At 44.9% G+C, this 20,970-nt stretch carries 24 protein-coding genes; 13 read left to right on the top strand and 11 right to left on the bottom strand.

The features are described 5' to 3' along the window. The first annotated feature begins 369 nt into the window (after window positions 1–369). The 3 genes from Q4B82_RS06505 to Q4B82_RS06495 all read left to right on the top strand — a co-directional run bounded on the left by Q4B82_RS06505 (window position 370) and on the right by Q4B82_RS06495 (window position 3,432). Window positions 370–1,437 carry a hypothetical protein gene (locus Q4B82_RS06505; RefSeq protein WP_303065625.1) on the top strand — a complete coding sequence of 356 codons (1,068 nt, stop codon included), beginning with the start codon at window positions 370–372 and terminating at the stop codon, window positions 1,435–1,437. A 70-nt stretch (window positions 1,438–1,507) separates the two neighbouring features. Then, on the top strand, window positions 1,508–3,160 hold the full coding sequence (locus Q4B82_RS06500) for a hypothetical protein (RefSeq protein ID WP_303065624.1): 1,653 nt from the start codon (window positions 1,508–1,510) through the stop codon (window positions 3,158–3,160). Continuing rightward, complete coding sequence (locus tag Q4B82_RS06495) at window positions 3,157–3,432, top strand: YkgJ family cysteine cluster protein (RefSeq protein WP_303065623.1); 276 nt, start codon at window positions 3,157–3,159, stop codon at window positions 3,430–3,432. Before Q4B82_RS06500 ends, Q4B82_RS06495 begins: the two co-directional genes overlap by 4 nt. Window positions 3,433–3,456: 24 nt before the next feature. Here the strand turns inward: Q4B82_RS06495 and recQ are convergent, their stop codons facing one another. After that, complete coding sequence (recQ, locus tag Q4B82_RS06490) at window positions 3,457–5,757, bottom strand: DNA helicase RecQ (RefSeq protein WP_303065626.1); 2,301 nt, start codon at window positions 5,755–5,757, stop codon at window positions 3,457–3,459. Window positions 5,758–5,915: 158 nt separating this feature from the next. Between recQ and Q4B82_RS06485 the strand changes: the two genes are divergently transcribed. From Q4B82_RS06485 to prmC, 6 genes are all read left to right on the top strand, one after another. Next, the gene (locus Q4B82_RS06485) at window positions 5,916–6,356 is read left to right on the top strand and encodes a surface-adhesin E family protein (protein ID WP_303065622.1); all 441 of its coding nucleotides are present in this window, start codon (window positions 5,916–5,918) and stop codon (window positions 6,354–6,356) included. 259 nt (window positions 6,357–6,615) lie between these two features. Further along, window positions 6,616–7,179, top strand: a complete 564-nt coding sequence (locus Q4B82_RS06480) for a hypothetical protein (protein ID WP_303065620.1) — start codon at window positions 6,616–6,618, stop codon at window positions 7,177–7,179. Between the two features lie 74 nt (window positions 7,180–7,253). Continuing rightward, window positions 7,254–7,898, top strand: a complete 645-nt coding sequence (locus Q4B82_RS06475) for an alpha/beta hydrolase (RefSeq protein ID WP_303065619.1) — start codon at window positions 7,254–7,256, stop codon at window positions 7,896–7,898. A 62-nt stretch (window positions 7,899–7,960) separates the two neighbouring features. Beyond that, on the top strand, window positions 7,961–8,617 hold the full coding sequence (locus tag Q4B82_RS06470; RefSeq protein WP_303065618.1) for a protein-L-isoaspartate O-methyltransferase: 657 nt from the start codon (window positions 7,961–7,963) through the stop codon (window positions 8,615–8,617). 53 nt (window positions 8,618–8,670) lie between these two features. Continuing rightward, on the top strand, window positions 8,671–8,994 hold the full coding sequence (locus Q4B82_RS06465) for a rhodanese-like domain-containing protein (RefSeq protein ID WP_303065617.1): 324 nt from the start codon (window positions 8,671–8,673) through the stop codon (window positions 8,992–8,994). A gap of 1 nt (window position 8,995) precedes the next feature. Next, window positions 8,996–9,817 (top strand): peptide chain release factor N(5)-glutamine methyltransferase, encoded by an 822-nt coding sequence (gene prmC / locus Q4B82_RS06460; protein WP_303065616.1) that lies wholly within the window; start codon window positions 8,996–8,998, stop codon window positions 9,815–9,817. A 224-nt stretch (window positions 9,818–10,041) separates the two neighbouring features. Here the strand turns inward: prmC and Q4B82_RS06455 are convergent, their stop codons facing one another. From Q4B82_RS06455 to Q4B82_RS06445, 3 genes are all read right to left on the bottom strand, one after another. Next, the gene (locus tag Q4B82_RS06455) at window positions 10,042–10,929 is read right to left on the bottom strand and encodes a metal ABC transporter permease (protein ID WP_303065615.1); all 888 of its coding nucleotides are present in this window, start codon (window positions 10,927–10,929) and stop codon (window positions 10,042–10,044) included. A 98-nt stretch (window positions 10,930–11,027) separates the two neighbouring features. After that, a complete protein-coding gene (locus Q4B82_RS06450) occupies window positions 11,028–11,408 on the bottom strand; it encodes a pyrimidine dimer DNA glycosylase/endonuclease V (protein ID WP_303065614.1) in 381 nt (126 codons plus the stop codon). 57 nt (window positions 11,409–11,465) lie between these two features. Continuing rightward, window positions 11,466–12,188, bottom strand: coding sequence for a metal ABC transporter ATP-binding protein (locus Q4B82_RS06445; protein WP_303065613.1), 723 nt, complete (start codon window positions 12,186–12,188; stop codon window positions 11,466–11,468). Between the two features lie 573 nt (window positions 12,189–12,761). On the opposite strand from Q4B82_RS06445, the gene Q4B82_RS06440 reads away from it, so the two are divergent. The 3 genes from Q4B82_RS06440 (at window position 12,762) to Q4B82_RS06430 (ending at window position 15,225) form a co-directional block, all read left to right on the top strand. Further along, entirely contained in the window at window positions 12,762–13,562 is an 801-nt protein-coding gene (locus Q4B82_RS06440) for a DUF4198 domain-containing protein (protein ID WP_303065612.1), read from the top strand. 130 nt (window positions 13,563–13,692) lie between these two features. Next, window positions 13,693–14,631 carry a ribosome biogenesis GTPase YlqF gene (gene ylqF, locus Q4B82_RS06435; RefSeq protein WP_303065611.1) on the top strand — a complete coding sequence of 313 codons (939 nt, stop codon included), beginning with the start codon at window positions 13,693–13,695 and terminating at the stop codon, window positions 14,629–14,631. A gap of 27 nt (window positions 14,632–14,658) precedes the next feature. Beyond that, window positions 14,659–15,225 carry an SMC-Scp complex subunit ScpB gene (locus tag Q4B82_RS06430; RefSeq protein WP_303065610.1) on the top strand — a complete coding sequence of 189 codons (567 nt, stop codon included), beginning with the start codon at window positions 14,659–14,661 and terminating at the stop codon, window positions 15,223–15,225. 174 nt (window positions 15,226–15,399) lie between these two features. Here Q4B82_RS06430 and iscA read toward each other — a convergent pair whose 3' ends face one another. From iscA to Q4B82_RS06395, 7 genes are all read right to left on the bottom strand, one after another. Beyond that, entirely contained in the window at window positions 15,400–15,720 is a 321-nt protein-coding gene (gene iscA, locus Q4B82_RS06425) for an iron-sulfur cluster assembly protein IscA (RefSeq protein WP_303065608.1), read from the bottom strand. A 19-nt stretch (window positions 15,721–15,739) separates the two neighbouring features. After that, window positions 15,740–16,180: a toxin-antitoxin system YwqK family antitoxin gene (locus Q4B82_RS06420; protein ID WP_303065607.1), complete on the bottom strand. Its 441-nt coding sequence runs from the start codon at window positions 16,178–16,180 to the stop codon at window positions 15,740–15,742. 141 nt (window positions 16,181–16,321) lie between these two features. Continuing rightward, entirely contained in the window at window positions 16,322–16,705 is a 384-nt protein-coding gene (gene iscU, locus Q4B82_RS06415) for a Fe-S cluster assembly scaffold IscU (RefSeq protein ID WP_303065606.1), read from the bottom strand. 109 nt (window positions 16,706–16,814) lie between these two features. Continuing rightward, window positions 16,815–18,029 carry an IscS subfamily cysteine desulfurase gene (locus Q4B82_RS06410; RefSeq protein ID WP_097113186.1) on the bottom strand — a complete coding sequence of 405 codons (1,215 nt, stop codon included), beginning with the start codon at window positions 18,027–18,029 and terminating at the stop codon, window positions 16,815–16,817. A gap of 74 nt (window positions 18,030–18,103) precedes the next feature. Next, window positions 18,104–18,553 (bottom strand): Fe-S cluster assembly transcriptional regulator IscR, encoded by a 450-nt coding sequence (iscR, locus tag Q4B82_RS06405; protein WP_303065605.1) that lies wholly within the window; start codon window positions 18,551–18,553, stop codon window positions 18,104–18,106. 74 nt (window positions 18,554–18,627) lie between these two features. Further along, window positions 18,628–19,059 carry a protein YgfX gene (locus Q4B82_RS06400; protein ID WP_303065604.1) on the bottom strand — a complete coding sequence of 144 codons (432 nt, stop codon included), beginning with the start codon at window positions 19,057–19,059 and terminating at the stop codon, window positions 18,628–18,630. A 3-nt stretch (window positions 19,060–19,062) separates the two neighbouring features. Further along, on the bottom strand, window positions 19,063–19,425 hold the full coding sequence (locus Q4B82_RS06395; protein WP_303065603.1) for a hypothetical protein: 363 nt from the start codon (window positions 19,423–19,425) through the stop codon (window positions 19,063–19,065). A 278-nt stretch (window positions 19,426–19,703) separates the two neighbouring features. On the opposite strand from Q4B82_RS06395, the gene Q4B82_RS06390 reads away from it, so the two are divergent. Continuing rightward, entirely contained in the window at window positions 19,704–20,603 is a 900-nt protein-coding gene (locus Q4B82_RS06390; protein ID WP_303065602.1) for a patatin-like phospholipase family protein, read from the top strand. Window positions 20,604–20,970: the final 367 nt, after the last annotated feature.

Here is a 20,970-nt window from a genome sequence, read left to right as displayed (position 1 = left end):
TAATCAATATTTAAAGAACAACTTACTTCAATCAATCCTGCCGTAGCAGCGAAAACCGAATTATGCCCACAATCCTCCACAACGTCAAGCACTCAATCACACTCAAATACCCAAAAACACACAAAATCAATGATAATTAAAGATTTTTTTTCAAAATATTTGGCATTCATTCATTGTCAGACTATTTCAAAAGATTTTTTACTTAAAAAAATTAAAAATAAGATTGTTTGAAATACCAATAAAAATCAAATCTCTAATGCAAAACCAGAATAAAAAAAACGTAACTCATTGACAAAAAAAAAAAAACATACAATAAAATCATTCAATCAAGCTTTTTTATCCCAACCCCCAAACTTTTAGGAGAAAACCATGCCTTTACCATTTATTTTAGGTGCCGCTGCATTGGCTGCTGCTGGATACGGTGCAAAAAAAGCCTATGATGGCTACGAAGATAAAACCGCCGCCGAAAACATTACCCAAGATGCCAAAAATAAATACGATACAGCTGAAAAAAACTTTTTAAAAGAAAATGATTTTTTAAGCAACGATTTGGAAAAATTAGGCGAACTGCAACTGCAAATTGGTCAAGATTTTGCTGAATTTCGCAAATTATCCGAAGAATTACTGGCAAAAATCAATCAAGCTCACAACAGCAAAGATTTAAACATTCACATTCCACAACACCGCTTAAACGAAATCAAAAAATTTGAATTTTCCACCACAACTTATTTGGCACAAGTAGCTGGCGGTGGTGCTGTTGGTGCGGCAGCTGCCTATGCCACTTACGGTGGTGTAATGGCTTTGGGTGCAGCTTCAACTGGCACCCCCATTGCCGCCTTATCAGGCATTGCTGCCAAAAATGCAGCTTTGGCGGCTTTGGGCGGTGGCTCAATCGCATCAGGAGGGCTAGGTATTGCTGGCGGCACTGCTGTATTGAGTGGCGTGGTGGCAGCACCTATTTTGGCAATTGCGGGCTGGGCTTATGCTTCTCATGCTGAAAAGGCTTTATCTCATGCTTGCAATATTGCCGACCAAGTTGATGCCGCCATCAAAAAATTTGATGCAAGCATCGTGCATTTCAAAAAAATCCGCACTTATGTGGACAATATGCACTTTGAAATCAAACGTATCTACCTTATATTTCAACAATATTTTGCTGAACTGAAAAAATGCCATGAAATTTTGACATTCGGTGGCAACATTGATTTACTGGAAGACAAAATCATTCAAGCCGTTGAAAATGGCTATATGGTGGCTGCTATTTTAACTGACATCATTACCACGCCTTTGTTCAAAACCAAAACTGATGAAAACGGTCAAGTATTGTTAGACGAAAACCAAAACCCACAAATTGAAACCGATGAAAACGATTTGCAAGTTTTAAACACCGAAGGCATTGATGCTGCATTAAACAAAGCCCAAAACGACATGAAATAAACATTTCAAGGCTGCCTGAAAACCATTTCACACTTTTCAGGCAGCCTTTTCCCCATTTTAAGGAAAAATCATGACAACCCAAACCCCACAATTTGATTGGTCTGCCGAATTGCACAAAAACATTGTTCATAGCTTAACCACTTCTTTTTGCTTGGATTTCCTGCTGTTTCAAGACAAAAAAGGTGGCGATGTGGATACCGTTCACAAAATGCGTGAATACCAGCAAGGGCAAACTGATATTCACGTTTCGGCGGATTTTTTGACTGCTTTGCAAAATCCCCCTAAATACAATTCACACGACTATCATCAAGACACAAACTACATTCAGCGCGGCAAACAAGACAAAGCCTTGCAAAAAACTGGACAACTTGTTGATGAATATCGCGGCAAAAATATGGCGTTAAACGAAAATCGCCAGCTAGACCACGTTATTTCCGCCCACGAAATACATCATGACCCCATTCGCATTTTGGCTAATGAAGACGGAGTGAAACTTGCCAATCAAGACAGCAACTTCGTTTCCACATTAGGCTACATCAACAACAGAAAAAGCAAGTTAACAGCCCAAGAGTTTGTGGAAAAGCTGCCTGAAATGAAAAAGGAAAAGCAAAACAATATTTTAAAAAATCAAGAAAAACTCAAAACGCTGCCTGAAAACAGCCACGAAAAAAGACAACTGGAAGACAAAATCCGCAAAGAACAACAACATCTAGCCGATTTGGAACAAATTGACACCCAAGCCATGCTCAAAAAAGACCAACAAGCGCGTGCTGTCTACAATCAGCAAATCAATTGGGCATATTACACCAGCAGCAAATTCATTGGCTCAGCAGCAAAAGACATGAGTGCAAAAGGTTTTGCAATGGGAACACGTCAGGCTTTTGGTTTGATTTTGGCTGAAATTTGGTTTGAGTTGAAACAACAAATCCCCCAAATTTACCAAAAATGCAAAATCAATTTTCAACTGGGTGATTTTTTATCTGATATTGCCCAAACGCTGAAAAACATTTGGGAACGCATCAAAATGCGTTTTAAAGATTTATTACAAACGTTTCAAGACGGTTTTATTGGCGGATTATTTGCCAGCATCACAACCACCATTTGGAACGCATTTCAAACCATAGGCGGTAATGCCATTAAAATCATTCGTGAAACTTGGGGCAGCTTGGTTCAGGCTGTTAAACTGATTTTTTTCAACCCCAATCAATTATCAATGGGCGATTTAATGCGTGAGGTACTGCGTTTAATTGGGGCTGCCGCTTCTGTGATTGTTGGTACAATGGTACACACCACCATGACACAATCTTTGGCACACATTCCTGTTGATTTTATTCGTGATGGTTTATCGGCATTTGTTGGTGCTTTGATAACGGGCGTTTTGACCATGGGATTGACCTATGTATTAGACCATTCTGCCATCATGCAAAAGGTATGGGATTTTCTGAATCAATTCAAAAGCAAATATGAAAAGATGGCGGATTATTATCAGAAAATCAATGCCGAATTAGACCGCTACTTGTTGGAATTAAGCAAAATTGAGTTCAATCTCAATCCCAACGAACTCGCCATTTTTGCCGACCAACTAAAAGCAATGAACAATGAATGCGCTCACGGTCGGCTTTTGGCAGCCGAAATGCAAAAACGCAATCTTGATAAACCTTTTGAACCATGCAACCCCAACAGCACACGCGCTTGGCTGCGTGGTTTGCAGAACAAATCATGAAAACTTTTCCTTGTACCGCTTGTGGTTTATGCTGCCAAAAAGTGCATTTAAGTGAACAAACGGCATGGCTCAATCGTGGAGACGGTGTTTGCCGCCATTACAATGAAATCACGCGTCTTTGCACCATTTACGACACACGCCCTTTGGTGTGCCGCGTGGTAGATTATTATGATGTACATTTATCAAACAGCGTAGTTTGGCAGGATTTTGTGCAAATCAATCTTGCCATTTGCCAACAACTTCAAGCGGAAAAAACATTTCAGGCTGCCTGAAAAATGGCGCAATCTTAACACATTCTAATGCCGAAATTGCTGACAAATGTGCAAAATCGCCTTGCCAAATTGCGTGATTTTGTCATCGGTTAAACCGTGAATTTGCGCTAACTCATTGGTATTTTGGGGCAGTTTGTGGGCAATGGCGCGGAGAGTGGGTTTGCTCATGATGTGAAATTCGGGCAAACCCTGTGTTTGCGCGGTGTGAGTCAGCCAATTTTGCAATTCGCGCAACAAAGTTAAATGTGGCGAAGCGGTTTCTGACGCAAATTGGCGACACATTTGCAAAATGTTGGTGCCGAATTTGCCAATTCTCACTTCACCCAAGCCATAAATTAATGTTAAATCAATTTCTTGTGTAGGAATGATTTGCACCAAATCCGCCAAAGTGTCGTCTGAAATGATGAAAGTGGGTTTCTGGTTTTCGGCTTGGGCGGTGTATTCGCGCCAATGTGTGAGCGCATCAAACAGGGCTTGTTGATGTGGTAAAAACTGGTTTTTGGGCGCATTTTCGGTTTGCAAATTGCCTGAAAATCCATCTGCCACAATCGCCACAATTTCATCACCCAATTTATCTATTTTTGCCGCACCCAAGCCGTAGATGCCGCGCAAATCGTCTGTATTTTTGGGTTGGCGTTCCACGATGTCGCGCAGGGTTTTGTCGCCAAAAATCACATAAGCGGGCACATCGTCTGCTTTTGCCTTTTGCAAACGCCATTGTTTCAAAGCCTGATACAAACGCTCTTCGCGTTCGGTACGCAGCCAAGTGTCGGTTTTGGCGACTTTGGTGGCGGCTTTTTCGCGTTTGAGTGGGCGCAACAGCACTTTTTCTTCGCCGCGCAAAATGGGTTTGGCGGCTGGGGTTAAAATCAGGGCTTGATGATTGTGTATGTCATTGTTTAATAATCCCAATCCGATACATTGTCGCACCACATTGCGCCAATCTTTGTCGCTCAAATTGGCACCTATGCCAAAGGTGGACAAAGTGTGATGCCCCATTCGTTCAATCCAATCGTTTGATTTGCCACGCAAAACATCAATCACATAGCCTGCCGCAAATTGCTGCCCCACGCGATAGACGCAACTCAATAATTTTTGGACAATTTGTGTGCCGTCAAATTTTTCAGGGGGGTGCAAACAATTATCGCAATTTCCGCAAGGTGCCGATTCTTCGCCAAAATGCCGCAACAAAAGTTGGCGGCGACAGGCAGCCGTTTCGCACACATCAAACATGGCATTGAGTTTTTGCAATTCAATTTGTTTTTGTAAATCAGATGTTTGGCCTTCCATGATGCGCTCTTTGAGCAACACCAGCACATTCATGCCATAGCACAGCCAACTGACCGCAGGCAGCCCATCTCGCCCAGCGCGTCCACTTTCTTGATAGAAATGTTCAATGCTTTGCGGCATATCCAAATGGGCAACAAAGCGCACATCGGGTTTGTCTATGCCCATGCCAAAGGCAACGGTGGCGACCACAATGATGTTGTCTTCGTGGGTAAAACGATGTTGATTTTCTTGGCGAATTGCCAAAGGCAAGCCTGCGTGATAGGGCAGGGCATTCAAGCCGTGTTCACACAAAAAGGCGGCAACGTCTTCCACACTTTTGCGGCTCAAACAATAAACAATGCCGCTTTGTCCGTTCATTTGTTTTTTGATGAAATCCAGTAATTGCTTTTTGCCATTGTTTTTTTCTATGACTTGGTAATAAATATTGGGGCGGTCAAAGCTGGACACAAATTCGGGCGCGTTTTCCAGTTTGAGATAATGTTTCATGTCGGCACGGGTTTCGGCATCGGCGGTGGCGGTGAGGGCAATGCGCGGAATGTGCGGATAACGCTCGGAAAGTATGCCAAGTTGTTGATATTCTGGACGAAAATCATGCCCCCATTGGCTGACGCAATGGGCTTCATCTATGGCAAACAGGCTGATTTGGGTGTTGTCCAAAAATTTTAAAAAGCGTTCGGAAACAAGGCGTTCGGGGGCAACGTAAAGCAATTTCAGGCTGCCTGAATGAATGTCGTCTGCCAATTGGCGCACGGTTTCGGGGGGCGTGCCACTGTGTACCGCCGCCGCGTGTACGCCTGCTGCGCGTAGGTTTGCCACTTGGTCGTCCATCAGCGCAATGAGTGGCGACACGACTATGGCGACCCCATCGCGTATTAGGGCAGGTATTTGATAACAAAGTGATTTTCCGCCACCTGTGGGCATGAGTACCAATGCGTTGTCGCCACGCAAAAGGGTTGCCACAATTTCGGCTTGTCTGCCGCGAAAATGGGGATAACCAAATGTTTTGTTTAAGATTTGTAGGGCTGTTTGCAACATTTCAGGCTGCCTGAAAAGGTTTTTTGGGAAAAAACGCGATTTTATCATGCTCAACGGTTTACTTTTCCTGAATAAGCACAAATTGCGCTAAAATGCCGTTTTTCGCCCTTTCAATGCTGTCTGTGTTTTCAGGCAGCCTGAAAACACAAGGATTATCCATGAAAAAATTGCTTCCCTTTACTGCTGTACTTGTTTTGGCGGCTTGCGCCACCACCGACAGTACACCCAAAGACCCTTCAGCCCAAGCGATTGGCATTTGGCAGGCGTTGGGCAATATCAATAACAACAATATTGCGGTATCTTACGATACAGAAAGCATTCAAAAACAAAGACAAATCGCCACTTTACGCACCCGCAGCATTGTGCAAGATACCGAGCGCGAAAGTTATTTGGACTCACCCAAATTCAAAACAGCGGTTGGTGAATGGGAGTTAGACTGTGAAAAACGCCAATATCGTTTGAAAAGCATGGCCTTTTGGGACAAAAACGGTAAACCGATTACCCAACAAAATTACACCGCTAGCCAAGTCCGCGCCGAAAAAATCGTTTCTGACTCACCTACTGCACGCATGTTTCAGGCAGCCTGTGGCAAAAAATAAACTCGAGAAACCCCATCATGCAAACCCCACCTTACCAGAATGACATCGCTCAACGCATGACACACAGCACAGATAATACCATTACCACCGATGCTGCGTTTTACCAAACCACCAATGGCTATTGGATTGCATGACTGCCTGAAATCATTTTGTGTAAGATGCGTATTACGCACTAAAATCATTGAAATTGCTTTAAATTTGGTGCGTGGTACGCACCCTGCAATCAAAATTGTGTGTACTGAAAACCAGAAACCCTACCATGAATTTATCTGACCTGATTCGCGATGCAGGACAAATCCTGCTGTTTCGTTACCGCCCTGCCGAAAGCTACCGTTATGGTGGCGCGGTTTTTCTGTTTGTTGCATTGGCAATTGCCGTGAGCCACGCTGCCAGCATGGTCTCCATTTTCGGACAAAATACCGCCATTGCCGCTTTCGCCGCTGTTATCGGCATCGGTCGCTGGCTCATTTTGACCCACAGTATGCGTGCCATGTTGCATTACTTTGGTGCACCACACCTGCCATTTTTGGGCTATACACTTGCCACAGAAGCCCTGATTTTGCCCAATTTATTGCCACTGTATTTTCCTGAAACCATGTCATTTATCAGTATGTGGAACATTTGGATTTTTTGGGCGCAGGCTTTTGGTTTTGCACGCATGGGCGGCAATAGACGCGGTGTCATTTTGGGCTACCTTGTGTACTGGCTGGGAAGTGGCGTGTTTACCGCCATGATGTTGTTGCTGTTTTCGGTCGCAGGCTGGCTGGAACCACAAAGTTTACTTGATGCTTTAAAAGCGTATTGGACAAATCCTCCAAAATAAACCGTATTATGTCTCAACCCAAACCGACTGTTTTTCAGGCAGCCTAATCCATTTTAACCACACAGAAAGTCCACATGCTCAGACCCAATACCCCTTTTTTCATTGATGGTCCAGTTGGACAACTGGAAACCCTGTATGTGCCAGCACAAAATCCAGCACGCGGTGTTGCCGTCATCAATCACCCCAATCCCACACAAGGTGGCACATTTACCAATAAAGTGATACAAACTGCCGCCAAAGCCTTATCGCAAATGGGTTTTCATTGTTATTTACCCAATTTGCGTGGTACAGGCAACAGTTCAGGCAGCCACGATTACGGTCGCGGCGAAACCGAAGACTGCATCGCCGTGATAGACCACGCACGCGCCCAACACCCAGACGCACCTTTATTGGCGATTGCGGGTTTTTCCTTTGGCGGCTATGTTGCCACTTTCGCGGTACAACAACGTCAAGCCGATTTACTTTTGCTGATTGGTGCAGCGGTGGGGCATTATGCTGAACCCGCTCCCTATGTACCAGATGTGAATAAAACACTGGTGATTCATGGAGCAGATGACGAAGTGGTGGCATTAAGTAAACCTCTACAATGGGCTGCGGCGCAAAATATGCCCGTGATTGTGCTGCCTGAAAGTTCACATTTCTTTCATGGCAAACTGATTCCCTTACGCGATGCAATTTTGCGTTTTACGCCTTCTATCTTACAAACAACGGCTGCCTGAAACCGCAAAAAACGTTATAATCCACGCTCTTAATCACAACCCCCTTCCCAAACGGAGCAAAAATGGACTTCAATCAAGCCAGATTCAATATGGTTGAACAGCAAATTCGTCCTTGGGACGTGCTGGATTTTGACCTACTGGACGCATTAGCCGAAATCCCGCGTGAACATTTTGTTGCCCCCGAACAAAAAAACTACGCCTATGCCGATTTGGCACTCGCCCTACCCAATGGCAGCATGATGTTGGAACCCAAAATCGTAGCACGCATGATACAAGGTTTGAAACTGCAAAAAACCGACCACATTTTGGAAGTTGGTACGGGTTCGGGCTATGCCACCGCAGTCTTATCGCTGCTTAGCGCAAATGTGCTGACTTTTGACACCGATGAAACCCAACTTGCTGCCGCCAAAAAAGCATTGAACGAATTGAACTACCACAACATTCGTTTTGAACACGGCGATGGCTTGGCATTTTCAGGCAGCCAGCAATTTGATGCAATTTACATCGGTGGCAGTTTGCCCGTTTTTCCTGAAAACTTGAAAGAAAAACTCAATCCACAAGGCGGTCGCATGGTGGTTGTGGTTGGCACAGCACCGATTCAACGCTGCTTGCAAATCGTACGCAATGGCGACATATTCAACGAAAAAACCCTGTTTGATACCCAAATCGCTGCTTTAAACACCCAAACACTTACCAAACCCAATACATTCACATTCTAAGTCATAAGGCTGCCTGAAATTTCAGGCAGCCTCTTAATCACACTCAACCCATCATGTCGCTCACACAAATTACCCCATACGAATTGCAAACCCTATTGCAAACCCAGCCCAATGCCATTTTATTAGACGTACGCGAAGACGTGGAAACCCAAATTTGTCAACTTTCAGGCAGCCTACACATACCCATGAACCTCATTCCCTTGCGCCACAATGAACTACCCGATGATGTACCGATTGTGGTGTACTGTCATCACGGCATACGCAGCCTGAACGTGGCACGTTATTTGGCACATCTGGGTTTTGATGAATTGTACAATTTAAGTGGTGGCATAGATGCTTGGGCGCAAGACATCGCACCCGAAATGGCGCGTTACTGATATGTCCACCATTGCCCAATGGCTTGCCCAAACCGTCATACCGCGCCATGAAGCACGGATTTTGTTGTGCCACATCACAGGTTTAAACCACGCCCAAGTCATCACGCACGATGAGCAAATGCTGCCAGAAAACCAAGTTCAAACCCTCAATGAATGGCTCACACGCCGTGTAGCAGGCGAACCCATTGCCTATTTAATTGGACAACGTGCTTTTTACGGTCGCGATTTCACCGTTTCGCCTGCCACACTCATACCGCGCCCTGAAACCGAATTATTGGTAGAAGCCGCATTAAACAAGCTGCCTGAAAATGGTACGGTCTTGGACTTAGGTACAGGCAGCGGCATCATTGCCATTAGCATCGCCGCCGAACGCCCTGATGCCCACGTTTTTGCGGGCGACATCAGCCAAGATGCCTTAAAAATCGCCCAGAAAAATGCCCAAAACCACCAAACCCAAGTCGCATTTGCACAAGGTTCATGGTTTCAGGCAGCACAAAAATTGGGGCTGGGCAAAGCATCATGCGATGTCATCGTATCCAACCCACCTTATATTGAGCAACACGACCCCCACTTATCACAAGGCGATTTGCGTTTTGAACCCCGCAATGCGCTGACCGATTTTGCCGATGGTTTAAGCCATTTTCACACATTGGCAAATCAAGCAAAGAATTATTTGAAACCACAAGGCTGGTTAATGGTGGAACACGGTTACGACCAAGCCACAGCCATACACCAAATTTTTCAGGCAGCAGGTTTGCAAAATACCCATACCTTGTTGGATTTAGCAGGTTTAGACAGGGTTACATTGGCACAAGCTGCCTGAAATCTTTGTAAAACTCATTTTCAAACAAACATATGGGCGGATTTCATATCCACCCATACAAATCCAATTTCACAAAGATTCCAAGCAATCTTACAGTACACGACAAAACCCATTCAGGCTGCCTGAAACATTTTGTTGAGGGGTAGCATGACACACCAAAATCATCATTGAAATTTAGTGCACAGTACATACCCTATCGTGTACCCAAAGGTCTCTGAAACCTTTTATTGCACACGCAAACGATGGTGTTTTTTCCGCAACAGTTTGACCACAATCCCACTCTGTGCGCCGAATAACACCGAAAACAAATACCACGCGCCACAAAACAAAATAATGGTCGGTCCAGACGGAATATTGGCAGGGTGATGATAAGATAACAACAAACCTGCATAACCGCACACCAGCGCACCTACTGCCGCCAAGGCAATCAAGCCCCCCATACTTTTAACCCACAGCCGCGCCGCAATTGCAGGCAGCATCATCAACCCCACCGACATCAAGGTTCCCAAAGCCTGAAAGCCCGCCACCAAATTCAAAACCACCAACACCAAAAACGCAATATGCCACAACCCTCCGCGCCCATTTACCGCACGCAAAAACAAAGGGTCTATGCTTTCCAGCATCAAAGGGCGAAACATGATTGCCAAGACCACAATCGTCAAACTTGCCACACCACCCATCAGTTGCAGCGAAGCCAAGTCCACCGCCAACACCGAACCAAACAACAAATGCAGCAATTCAACGCTGTTTTGCCCCAAGCTGACCAAAGTTACGCCCAAAGCCAAACTGGTCAAATAAAACGCCGCAAAATTCGCATCTTCTTTCAATTCAGTAAAACGGCTGACCAAACCCGCCAATAATGCCATTGCAATACCTGCGGCAAAACCGCCTGCACTCATAGCAGGAAAACTCAAACTCCCCGCCATCATATAGCCGATGGCTGCCCCTGGTAAAACCGCATGACCGAGTGCATCACCAATCAAACTCATGCGTCGCATGACCAAAAACACACCCACAGGCGCAGCAGAAAAAGCCAAAAACGCCACCGATGCCAAGGCATAACGCATAAAGGCAAATTCGGTAAAGGGTTCAATCAAAATTTCATATAACATAAAATCAATCAATTATGAATTATTCAAAGTTTCAGGCAGCCTTTTAGCACTGGACAATTTATGACTTCTTAATGCCCTCCCCTGCCTGAAAACCTCAATCATTGATGCGGCGTAAAACGTGCTTTGGCAGGCATACGTTCGGCAATACGCGCACGGTTGGCACATAAAGCGATTTCAGTTGGCGTGTAATCTTGCCAAAATTCGGGATTTTCAGGCAGCGTTTGCGGCCAAATGTGGTTCACTTTAAACCCACGCGCCAAACATTCAGCGTGCAAATCGGCATAACGTTTTTGCAAAAACAACAATTTATTAAAGAAAAAACGCACATGCCCTTCGCCCAATTTGTAATCAGCAGACTGCCCCTGCAAACTGAATTTGCCTTTGGCAACCGCATTGGGAATGCGCGTGAGTTCGCGGTGTTCCGCCAAAAGATGTTGGTCGCACAATTCCTGCGGTGGCACCAAATTGATGCGAGTCATGATGTTTCTTTCTGTTTTAAAGGTGGCAAGACATTTTCAGGCAGCCTGAAATCCCATTCATTCACACCACGCCGCATCTTCAAGCGATTGCGCCAAAGTATTGGCACGTGCCAACATTTCATCACACAAAACTTCTTCGCTTGCACCACACGCCACTTTTTCTCGTGCAATCAATAAAGTATTGGGGAAATAAGCACGAACTTGTTCGTAATCGTGCAACACGGCCACCACCGCTTTGCCATTTTGATTTTCCTGTTGCAAAACATTCAAAAGTGCATAAGTGGTTTTGGCATCAACGGCATTAAATGGCTCATCTAAAAGCAAAAATTGTGCATCTTGCACCAGCATTCGTGCCAACAACACCCTTTGAAATTGCCCATTAGACAAAGCCCCAATCGGACGTTCAGCAAAGTCCGCCATTTCCACGCGCTGTAAGGCTGCCTGAACACGCGCACGCTGCGCGGCATTCACGCGACCGAAAAAACCGATTTCATACCACAAACCCATTGCCGCCAATTCAAATACACTCATAGGCTGACTTCTGTCCACATCGGCTTGTTGTGGTAAATAGGCAATGTCTTTGCGTGCCAAATTGTGCCATTTGACTGCGCCCGTGCTGCATGGCAATAAACCCATAATGGCTTTGAGTAAAGTGGACTTGCCTGCACCATTGGGGCCAAAAATGGCATACATACAAGCTTGCGGAAAAACCATGTCCAAATGGTGTACAGCAGCACGACCTTGATAACTGACAGTTAAATTTTCAACGGCAATGCTCATTCTGCCACCGCCCAAAAGTAAACGCCCCAAAGCAAACTCAAAATAATGCTTGCCAACAGCAAACGTTGCCCCACGCCTGCCAATAAAAGTGATGGTTTCATAAAACGGCTTTCAGGCTGCCTGAAAAGAATAAAGTGATATTGTATAACATTTTTGCTGGAAAAGGCTGCCTGAAAACCAAAATCACAATATCCTATCTAGCAATATTAAGGTAATTGGGATTTTGTCAGCAATGCTCCCCCTAAAATCCGTATCACATTAGATGAAGGTTTCTTCGTCCCTTGATGTCAGCATCAATCGCCAAGACACCAGCGAACCAATGGGATAAACCAAGATAAGGGTACCAATCCCAACCGCTTCGCTGCACCAAGTAGAAATTTCACTTTAAAGTTTTGAAATGAAATTCTGATTTTGAATGTGATGCACCCAAACGTCCCATTAACCATATGGGTCATTTTTGTGCCATGCGGTTTTCAGGCTGCCTAAAAACCCAACACAACTTTACAAAATTCATGTTATGGCATAACATTTAACCTGTTTTCAACCCAACTATTTTACTTACAAGGTACAACCATGAAAAAAACCCTATTGGCACTTTTACTCTGCACCGCCACACTCTCTGCACAAGCTCATCGCGTTTGGGTTTCAGCCGACCACACACACGGCGGCGAAATCTTAAAAGCCGAATTGGGTTATGGCGAGTTTCCCGATTTTGAGCCGATTGCCGAAGACCGCAAAAACATCTTCAAACCCCTGCAACTGATTACCGAAAACGGCAAAGAAAACCTATTGCAAAAAGGACAATACAATTACCAATACCAATCTGCTAAACCTGTTAAAGACGGCAGCTATTTGGTGGTGGGCGAATATCAACCAACTTTCTGGTCTAAAAATACAAATGGTTGGAAACGGGTCAGCATGAGTGAAATGCCTGATGCCAGTTATTGTGAACAAACCCGAATGTATGGCAAACACATTGCCAATGTAGGACACGAAAGTGCCAGCAAAGACATCATCAGCCGTCCATTGGGACACATGCTGGAAATTGTGCCTTTAGACAACCCTGCCAACATTCATGTAGGCGAACGCTTTAAAGTCAAAGTGTTGTACAAAGGCGAACCCCTGGCCAACCAAGCTGTAACCGCCACTTTTGATGGCTTTGACACCAGCGACCGCAGTAAATCACATAAAGTAGAAGCACAAGCCTTTTACGACACCACTAACGATAAAGGCGAAGTGGACATCATTCCCTTACGTCAAGGTTTCTGGAAAGTGAATGTGGAACACAAAGCCGATTTCGCCGACCAAACCGTTTGCCAAAAAGTTGCCAATTACAGCACCTTAACTTTCCAAATTGGGCATACACATCATTAATTTGCCCTGAACAAGCATCAGGCTGCCTGAAATCTTTCAGGCAGCCTGATATTTTGTAAACTGTTATAATCGCCACTTTGGTTTTCAGGCAGCCTGAAACCTTATTCAATTTCACAAGAAAGCAAAAATTATGGCAATTCAATGGTTTCCTGGTCATATGAACAAGGCGAAAAAAGCCATCACCGACCGCATCAAAACGGTGGACATGGTCATTGAAATGCTGGACGCGCGTTTACCTGCTTCCAGCGAAAATCCGCTTTTGGCACAAATTGCCAAAGGCAAACCAAAAATAAAAATACTTAATAAACAAGACCTTGCCGATACAGAACGCACCGACATTTGGCTCAACCATTTTAATCAGCAAAATCAAACCCACGCCATTGCTTTGGACGCGTCCGACAAAAATGCCATGCCCAAAATCACGCAAGCCTGTCGCCAAATGATGCCCAATCGCGGTGGTTTGGATAAACCGCTTCGGGTATTGATTTGTGGTATTCCTAATGTGGGCAAATCCACTTTAATCAACAACATGATAGGAAAAAAGTCCGCCAAAACAGGCAATGAACCTGGTATCACCAAAGCCGAACAACGCCTGTTTTTGGCAGACGATTTTTGGCTTTACGATACCCCTGGTATGCTGTGGCCGAAAATCATTGTGGAAGAAAGCGGCTACAATTTGGCGGCAAGTGGCGCGGTGGGGCGCAATGCGCTGGACGAGGAAGAAGTGGCGCTGGAATTACTGGATTATTTGCGCCGCCACTATTTGATTTTATTGCAAAATCGCTATTTGCCAGACAAAGACCCGTCTAGCCATTGGGACGATGTGGCGTGGCTGGAATGGATTGCGAAAAAACGTGGTGCATTGCTTGGCGGTGGTCGTGTCAATTACCAAAAAGCTGCTGAAAATGTGCTGACCGATTTCCGTGAAGGTAAAATCGGGCGCATTACGCTGGAAACGCCAAATCAATGGGAAAGTTGGCTCAAAGAAGCCCGCAAACGAGAAACCGAACTCAAAACCCAACGCGAAGCCAAAAAATTAGCGCGAAATGGACAAAGTCAGCAGAAATAACTGTTTCAGGCAACCTGAAAGCATTTTATGAACGAAGCAAACAAACCCACTCCCGAAGCCCTGATTGAAGCGGCTTTGTTTTTACAAACCGAACCTTTGGGCGAAAAAGCCATGCGTGAATTGTGCGAGCCACCCTTGTCGCAAGACAAATTGATAGACATACTGGGTAGCCTAAAAGCCCGTTGGCAAAACCGTGCCTTGCAACTGGTACACAGTGCAGAAGGTTGGCGATTCCAAATCACACCATCTGCCTACGAACGTTTAGGTAGCCTGAACGAAACCCGTACACCGCGTTATTCACGCGCCGTCATGGAAACGCTGGCAATCATTGCCTACCAGCAACCTGTTACTCGAGGCGATATTGAAAACATTCGCGGCGTTGCAGTATCGCAAAATGTCATGCAAACGCTGCAAGACAGAGGCTGGATTGAAGTTATCGGGCAACGCGACAGCATCGGACGACCATCTTTATGGGCAACCACCGATACATTTTTAAGTGATTTACAATTAGACAGTTTATCAGATTTACCGCCTCTGACCGAGTTGGGCGAATTGGTGCTGCCTGAAAACATGGGATTACCCGAAGTCGAATAAATCCACATACTCAATAAAGAGAGACTGAAACCTTTGCAAAACTCATTTTAAAACAAACGTAGGGGCAGATTTTATATCAGCTTTTTCAACTTGCTGATAAAATTGATAGAAATGAAAATACCCCTAACCAGAAATAATTTATCCCCACAAACCGAGTTTTATGGTCATTTAAAATTAAACATAAAAACTTTCGCCACAACCGCAACTTTCTTTCACATTGGGGTTGTCAAATTTAAAGCCTTCTTGCAAGCCTTCTTTGGTGTAATCCACGCGCGTGCCGTCTAGGTAAACGTGGGATTTGGGGTCTATGAAAATTTTCACGCCCAATTCTTCAAACACCAAATCATCGGCTTGAATGTCGTCCACAAATTCCATGGTGTACGCCATGCCCGAGCAGCCGCTTGTTTTTACACCCAAGCGAATGCCTTCGCCTTTACCGCGTTTGGCGAGAAAATTGCTGATGTGGGTGGCGGCATTTTGTGTGATGCTAATCATCTGAATTCCTTAAACTTATTTACAAATTACCTTCTGATTCAACTTTGCCAGCAGCATTGAATCGTTTGAAATGGACAGCGCGACCGTTTTGATAAAGAATTTCGGTACGCAGTTTGCCATCTTCGGTATAACCTTGCGACACACCTTCGGGCTTGCCATTTTGCATCGGCGTGCGTGAATGCAGTTTACCATTGGGGTGGTAAATTTCAACGGTACCAACAAATACGCCATTTCGCACCGTGCTTTTTAAGATTCTGCCATTGCTGCTTTTAGTAGAAAACGCACCATCAGGTGTGCCTGCTGGTGGGCGGAATGGGTTTGCTGCTGATGCAGATTCCGTTGTATGCGCGTAGGCTGGCGTCAGACCGAGTTTATCGGTGGTGTCGGTATATAATTGCGCCATGGGCGTACACGCAACAGCGGATAAGGATAATATGAACAATAAAATTTTGTTTTTCATTGCTATTTCCTCTCGGAATGAAATACAACAACAGCCGTAGGTTGAATACTTGTACCCAACATGATTTCGCAATCCGACTTATCCTCATATTTTTCAGGCTGCCTAAACATTTATTGTGTACTGAAAGGCAGCCTGAAAACATTATGCTGCTTGTTTTTGGCGATAATCTTCAATCGCGGCTTTAACCGCATCTTCCGCCAAAATGGAGCAATGCACTTTCACGGGCGGCAATTCCAATTCGGCAGCGATGTCGCTGTTTTTAATTGCCAAGGCTTCGTCCAAACTTTTGCCTTTAACCATTTCGGTAATCAAGCTGGAAGAGGCAATTGCTGAACCGCAGCCGTAGGTTTTGAATTTCGCGTCTTCAATGATGCCTTGCGCGTTCACTTTGATTTGCAATTTCATCACGTCGCCACAAGCGGGCGCACCCACCATGCCTGTGCCTACGTCTTGGTCGTCTTTGTTGAATGAGCCTACGTTGCGTGGGTTTTCGTAGTGGTCAATCACTTTATCGCTGTATGCCATGATGTATGTTCCTTGTGTGTTGTTAATAATAAAAGGGATTTGTTAAATTTTTTGATGGTAGGCTGCCTAAAATCTTATTGCCCTTTCAGGCAGCCTGAAACCTATGGAATTAATGCTCCACCCACTCCACCTTGCTCAAATCAATGCCGTCTTTAAACATTTCCCACAAAGGCGACAAATCGCGCAATTTGCCGATTTTGGCTTTAATCAATTCAGCCGCGTAAGCCACTTCTTCTTCGGTGGTCATGCGACCGAAGGTTACGCGCAAAGAGCTGTGCGCCAATTCGTCATTGCGACCCAAAGCACGCAAAACGTAGCTTGGCTCCAAGCTCGCCGAAGTACACGCTGAACCGCTTGATACCGCGATTTCTTTTACCGCCATAATCAGGCTTTCGCCCTCAACATAGTTGAAGCTCACGTTCAAATTGGTGGCAACGCGGTTCGCCATATCGCCATTGATGTACACTTCTTCAATGCCCTCAATGCCTTTCAAGAAAATTTCGCGCAATTTCAAGGCGTGGGCAATGTCTTGTTCCAATTCTTCACGCGCAATGCGGAACGCCTCGCCCATGCCGACAATTTGGTGCGTGGGCAAAGTGCCAGAGCGGAAACCGCGTTCATGACCGCCACCGTGCATTTGCGCTTCCAAGCGAACGCGTGGTTTGCGGCGAACGTACAACGCGCCAATGCCTTTGGGTCCATAGATTTTGTGGGCAGACATGGACAACAAATCCACTTGCGCTGCTTCCACATCAACAGGCGTTTTGCCACAGGCTTGGGCGGCATCAACGTGGAAAATGATTTTGTTTTCGCGGCAGAATGCGCCAATGGCTGGAATGTCTTGAATCACGCCAATTTCGTTATTGACCCACATCACGGAAATCAAAATGGTGTCGGGGCGAACGGCTGCTTTCAACACGTCCAAATCAATCAAACCGTTTTCTTGCACGTCCAAATAAGTTACTTCAAAGCCTTGACGTTCCAATTCGCGCATGGTGTCCAAAGTGGCTTTGTGTTCGGTTTTCACGGTAATCAGGTGTTTGCCTTTGGTTTTGTAAAATTGCGCTGCACCTTTGATTGCCAAGTTGTTGGATTCGGTTGCGCCGCTTGTCCACACGATTTCTTTGGGGTCAGCATTAATCAATTTGGCAACTTCGTTACGCGCGTTTTCTACGGCTTCTTCTGCTGTCCAGCCGAATGGGTGTCCGTTGGAAGCAGGGTTGCCGAAATGTTCGGTCAAGTAGGGAATCATTTTGTCCAACACGCGTTTATCAACGGGGGTGGTCGCTGCGTAATCCAAATAGATGGGGGTTTTGATGGTCATGGTTCAATGTCCTTGAAAGTGTGTTTTTATTGAAAAAGTTTTTCAGGCAGCCTGTGAAAAATAAATGAGATTTTTTACACATTAATGTGTGTAAATTGAACTATTTGGGCATCTTTATCGGCTTCTTGCTGCTCCAATAAGCTGGCAAGTGTTACACTGCTTAAATAAGCATTGATGGCATGGTTCAGATTTTCCCAAAGATGATGAGTCAGACAAGGTACACCACTTTGGCAGTTGGCTTTGCCACTGCACAAGGTTGCATCCAGTTTATCCTCAGCAGCAGCGATAATTTGAGCAATGTCTATTTCATGAGCAGGTTTGCCCAAAATGTAACCGCCACCTGGTCCGCGTATGCTTTCCACCAAACCTGCACGGCGTAATTTGCTGAAAAGTTGTTCCAGATAAGATAACGAAATCTGTTGCCGTTCACTGATGGCATTGAGTTTAACGGCGTGATTTTGCGCGTTCATCGCCAAATCTATCATGGCAGTTACGGCAAAACGCCCTTTGGTAGTAAGACGCATGGTGTGGTTGTGTTGTGGTTTTATTTTCGGCGCGAATTGTCTAATAACCTAGCAAATCAGTCAAGTATTTTTCACTATGGGGGCGATTGCCCATATTGCGCCCAAGTTGCCCACACGCGTAAACGCCGCTGCGATGCCACATCGGTGCTATCTGGAAAAATCCATTGATAAATCAAAATGGTGTTTTCATCATATGCATCACAAAGTTGCCAATGCAAACAAGCAATATGCGGTGCAATCAGGCTGCCTGAACGCAAATGTGCAAGGTATTTTTGATTATGGTAATACACGGTGGCGCGTTGTTGTGGGTCGATTTCCAATCGTGTAACGCGATGATGTGGTTCGCGCCATGCATACAACGCAGATGCTGAACCAGCCAACAACCATAAAACTTTCAGGCTGCCTGAAACATACAACAATACGCAAACAGATAGCCAAATGAACAACACCAACACCAGCCAACGGCGCAGTTTTGATGGCACAAAATCAACAGCAAACGGTGGCACGATTTATCTCATATTGTCAAAAACGCTGCTGGACTGCAATTCACCTTCTTCTAAATCCAACACAGTATCATGGACTTCCAGTTCAAAAAATTGCCAAAATGTTGTTAAGCTCATGTCTTTGGGCCATTGGCTTTCTTCAATTTCCCAACTTGCCAATTCTGTGGCAAAAATGGCATGATGACGTTCGTCAAAATAGGCAACTGCTTGTTCAGGCTCATCAAATTCTGGTACCAAAAACACGCTGCAATTGGCGCGGATTTGTGCCAAAGTCAAATCGGGCAAGCTGTCGCCATTAACTTGATTAAGCCATTGCAAAAAAATGGCGGTGGGTTTCAAAACAACGGCAGTACGGTCAATAAAATACATCTTCTCTTCCCTCAAAAAGACGTATTTTACGCGTAAACGCGTTTTCAGGCAGCGTTTTTGCGACTTTGTGAGCTTATATGGTCATAGAAGTGCAAAAGCAATAACACAAGGGGCGACCATACTCACCGTGTACGAATCGCACACAGGAAATGGGCAACACCGTAGTGCTTTTTCAATTCTGCAACTATAATTCACGCAATTTGAATTTAACAGGCTGCCTGAAACACCCTACCCATATGATATTTTCAGGCAGCCTATATCATCAAAAGGATACCCATATGAAACACACTCGCCGTACCCTGATTTTGGGTGCAACCGCCCTACTCGCTTCCTGTTCTTTATTGGAAACCCCAAAAGCTGCGCCCGCTAAAAACCATAATCAAGCAGCCGAAAAACCGCGTGCGGTAGTGGCATTGGCATTGGGTGGTGGTGCGTCCAAAGGTTTTGCACACATTGGCGTGATTAAAGTTTTAAAAGAAAACAACATTCCTGTACACATCGTAACAGGCACCAGCGCAGGTGCAATTGTGGGCAGTTTGTATGCTTCGGGTATGTCACCTGACCGCTTGGAATTGGAGGCAGAAATTTTGAATAAAGCCGATGTGGTGGATTTAACCTTGTCCACACGCGGCTTCATCAAAGGCGAAAAACTGCAAAATTGGATTAATACCAAAGTGAAAAACCGCGCCATGAACCACTTTCCCATTAAATTTGGTGCAGTGGCCACCGAATTTGGCACAGGCAAAATGACGGTATTCAGCATCGGCAACACAGGGCAAGCGGTACGCGCTAGCGCAAGCATTCCAAATGTGTTTTTACCTGTTGAAATCAGCGGTAAACAATATGTAGACGGTGGTCTGTCTGCGCCTGTTCCTGTATCTGCCGCCAAACGTTTGGGTGCAAATTTTGTGATTGCGGTGGACATTTCCGCCAAACCTGCCAAATTGGAAAACAGCAGCGGTTTTTTGGCTTATCTTGACCAAAGCCTGAATATCATGTCCACCGCTGCGCTGAACCATGAATTAGCGCAAGCACAAATTGTCATCAAACCACCTGTGCAACAACTGGGTGCAGTAGGTGGTTTTGACCAAAAAGCACAAGCCATTCAAATTGGCGAGCAAGCTGCTCGCGCTGCCTTGCCTCAAATTAAGGCAGCATTGGCAAAATATCGGCATTGAATTAATATGAGAAATCATTTAATGAATTGTTAAATAAGACTTTCGTAGAAGGAAATTTCATGTCTCACTTTGTTCAATTTATGGATTAAAAATGAAATAAATACAAAATTCCTCTATACACCAAGTTTTATGGTCATTCAAAATTAAACCACATAAGAACGTTGGTAACACTATATGTTGTATTCTAAACGACCATAAAACTGGAAATTTCTACAAGAAAATGCGGGGCAGATATCAAATCTGCCCCTTTTGTTTGGATAAAATCACAATGTAATCGCTGCGTCCAAAGCAATTTGAATCATGTCGTTAAACGTTAATTGGCGTTCTTCTGCGCTGGTGTATTCTTCGCGCACAATGTGGTCGGACA

This window comes from Alysiella sp. (assembly GCF_030525755.1).
Classification (GTDB): domain Bacteria; phylum Pseudomonadota; class Gammaproteobacteria; order Burkholderiales; family Neisseriaceae; genus Simonsiella.
The sequence above is the reverse complement of the archived record's forward strand: the minus strand, read 5'-3'. Positions and strand labels throughout refer to the sequence as shown.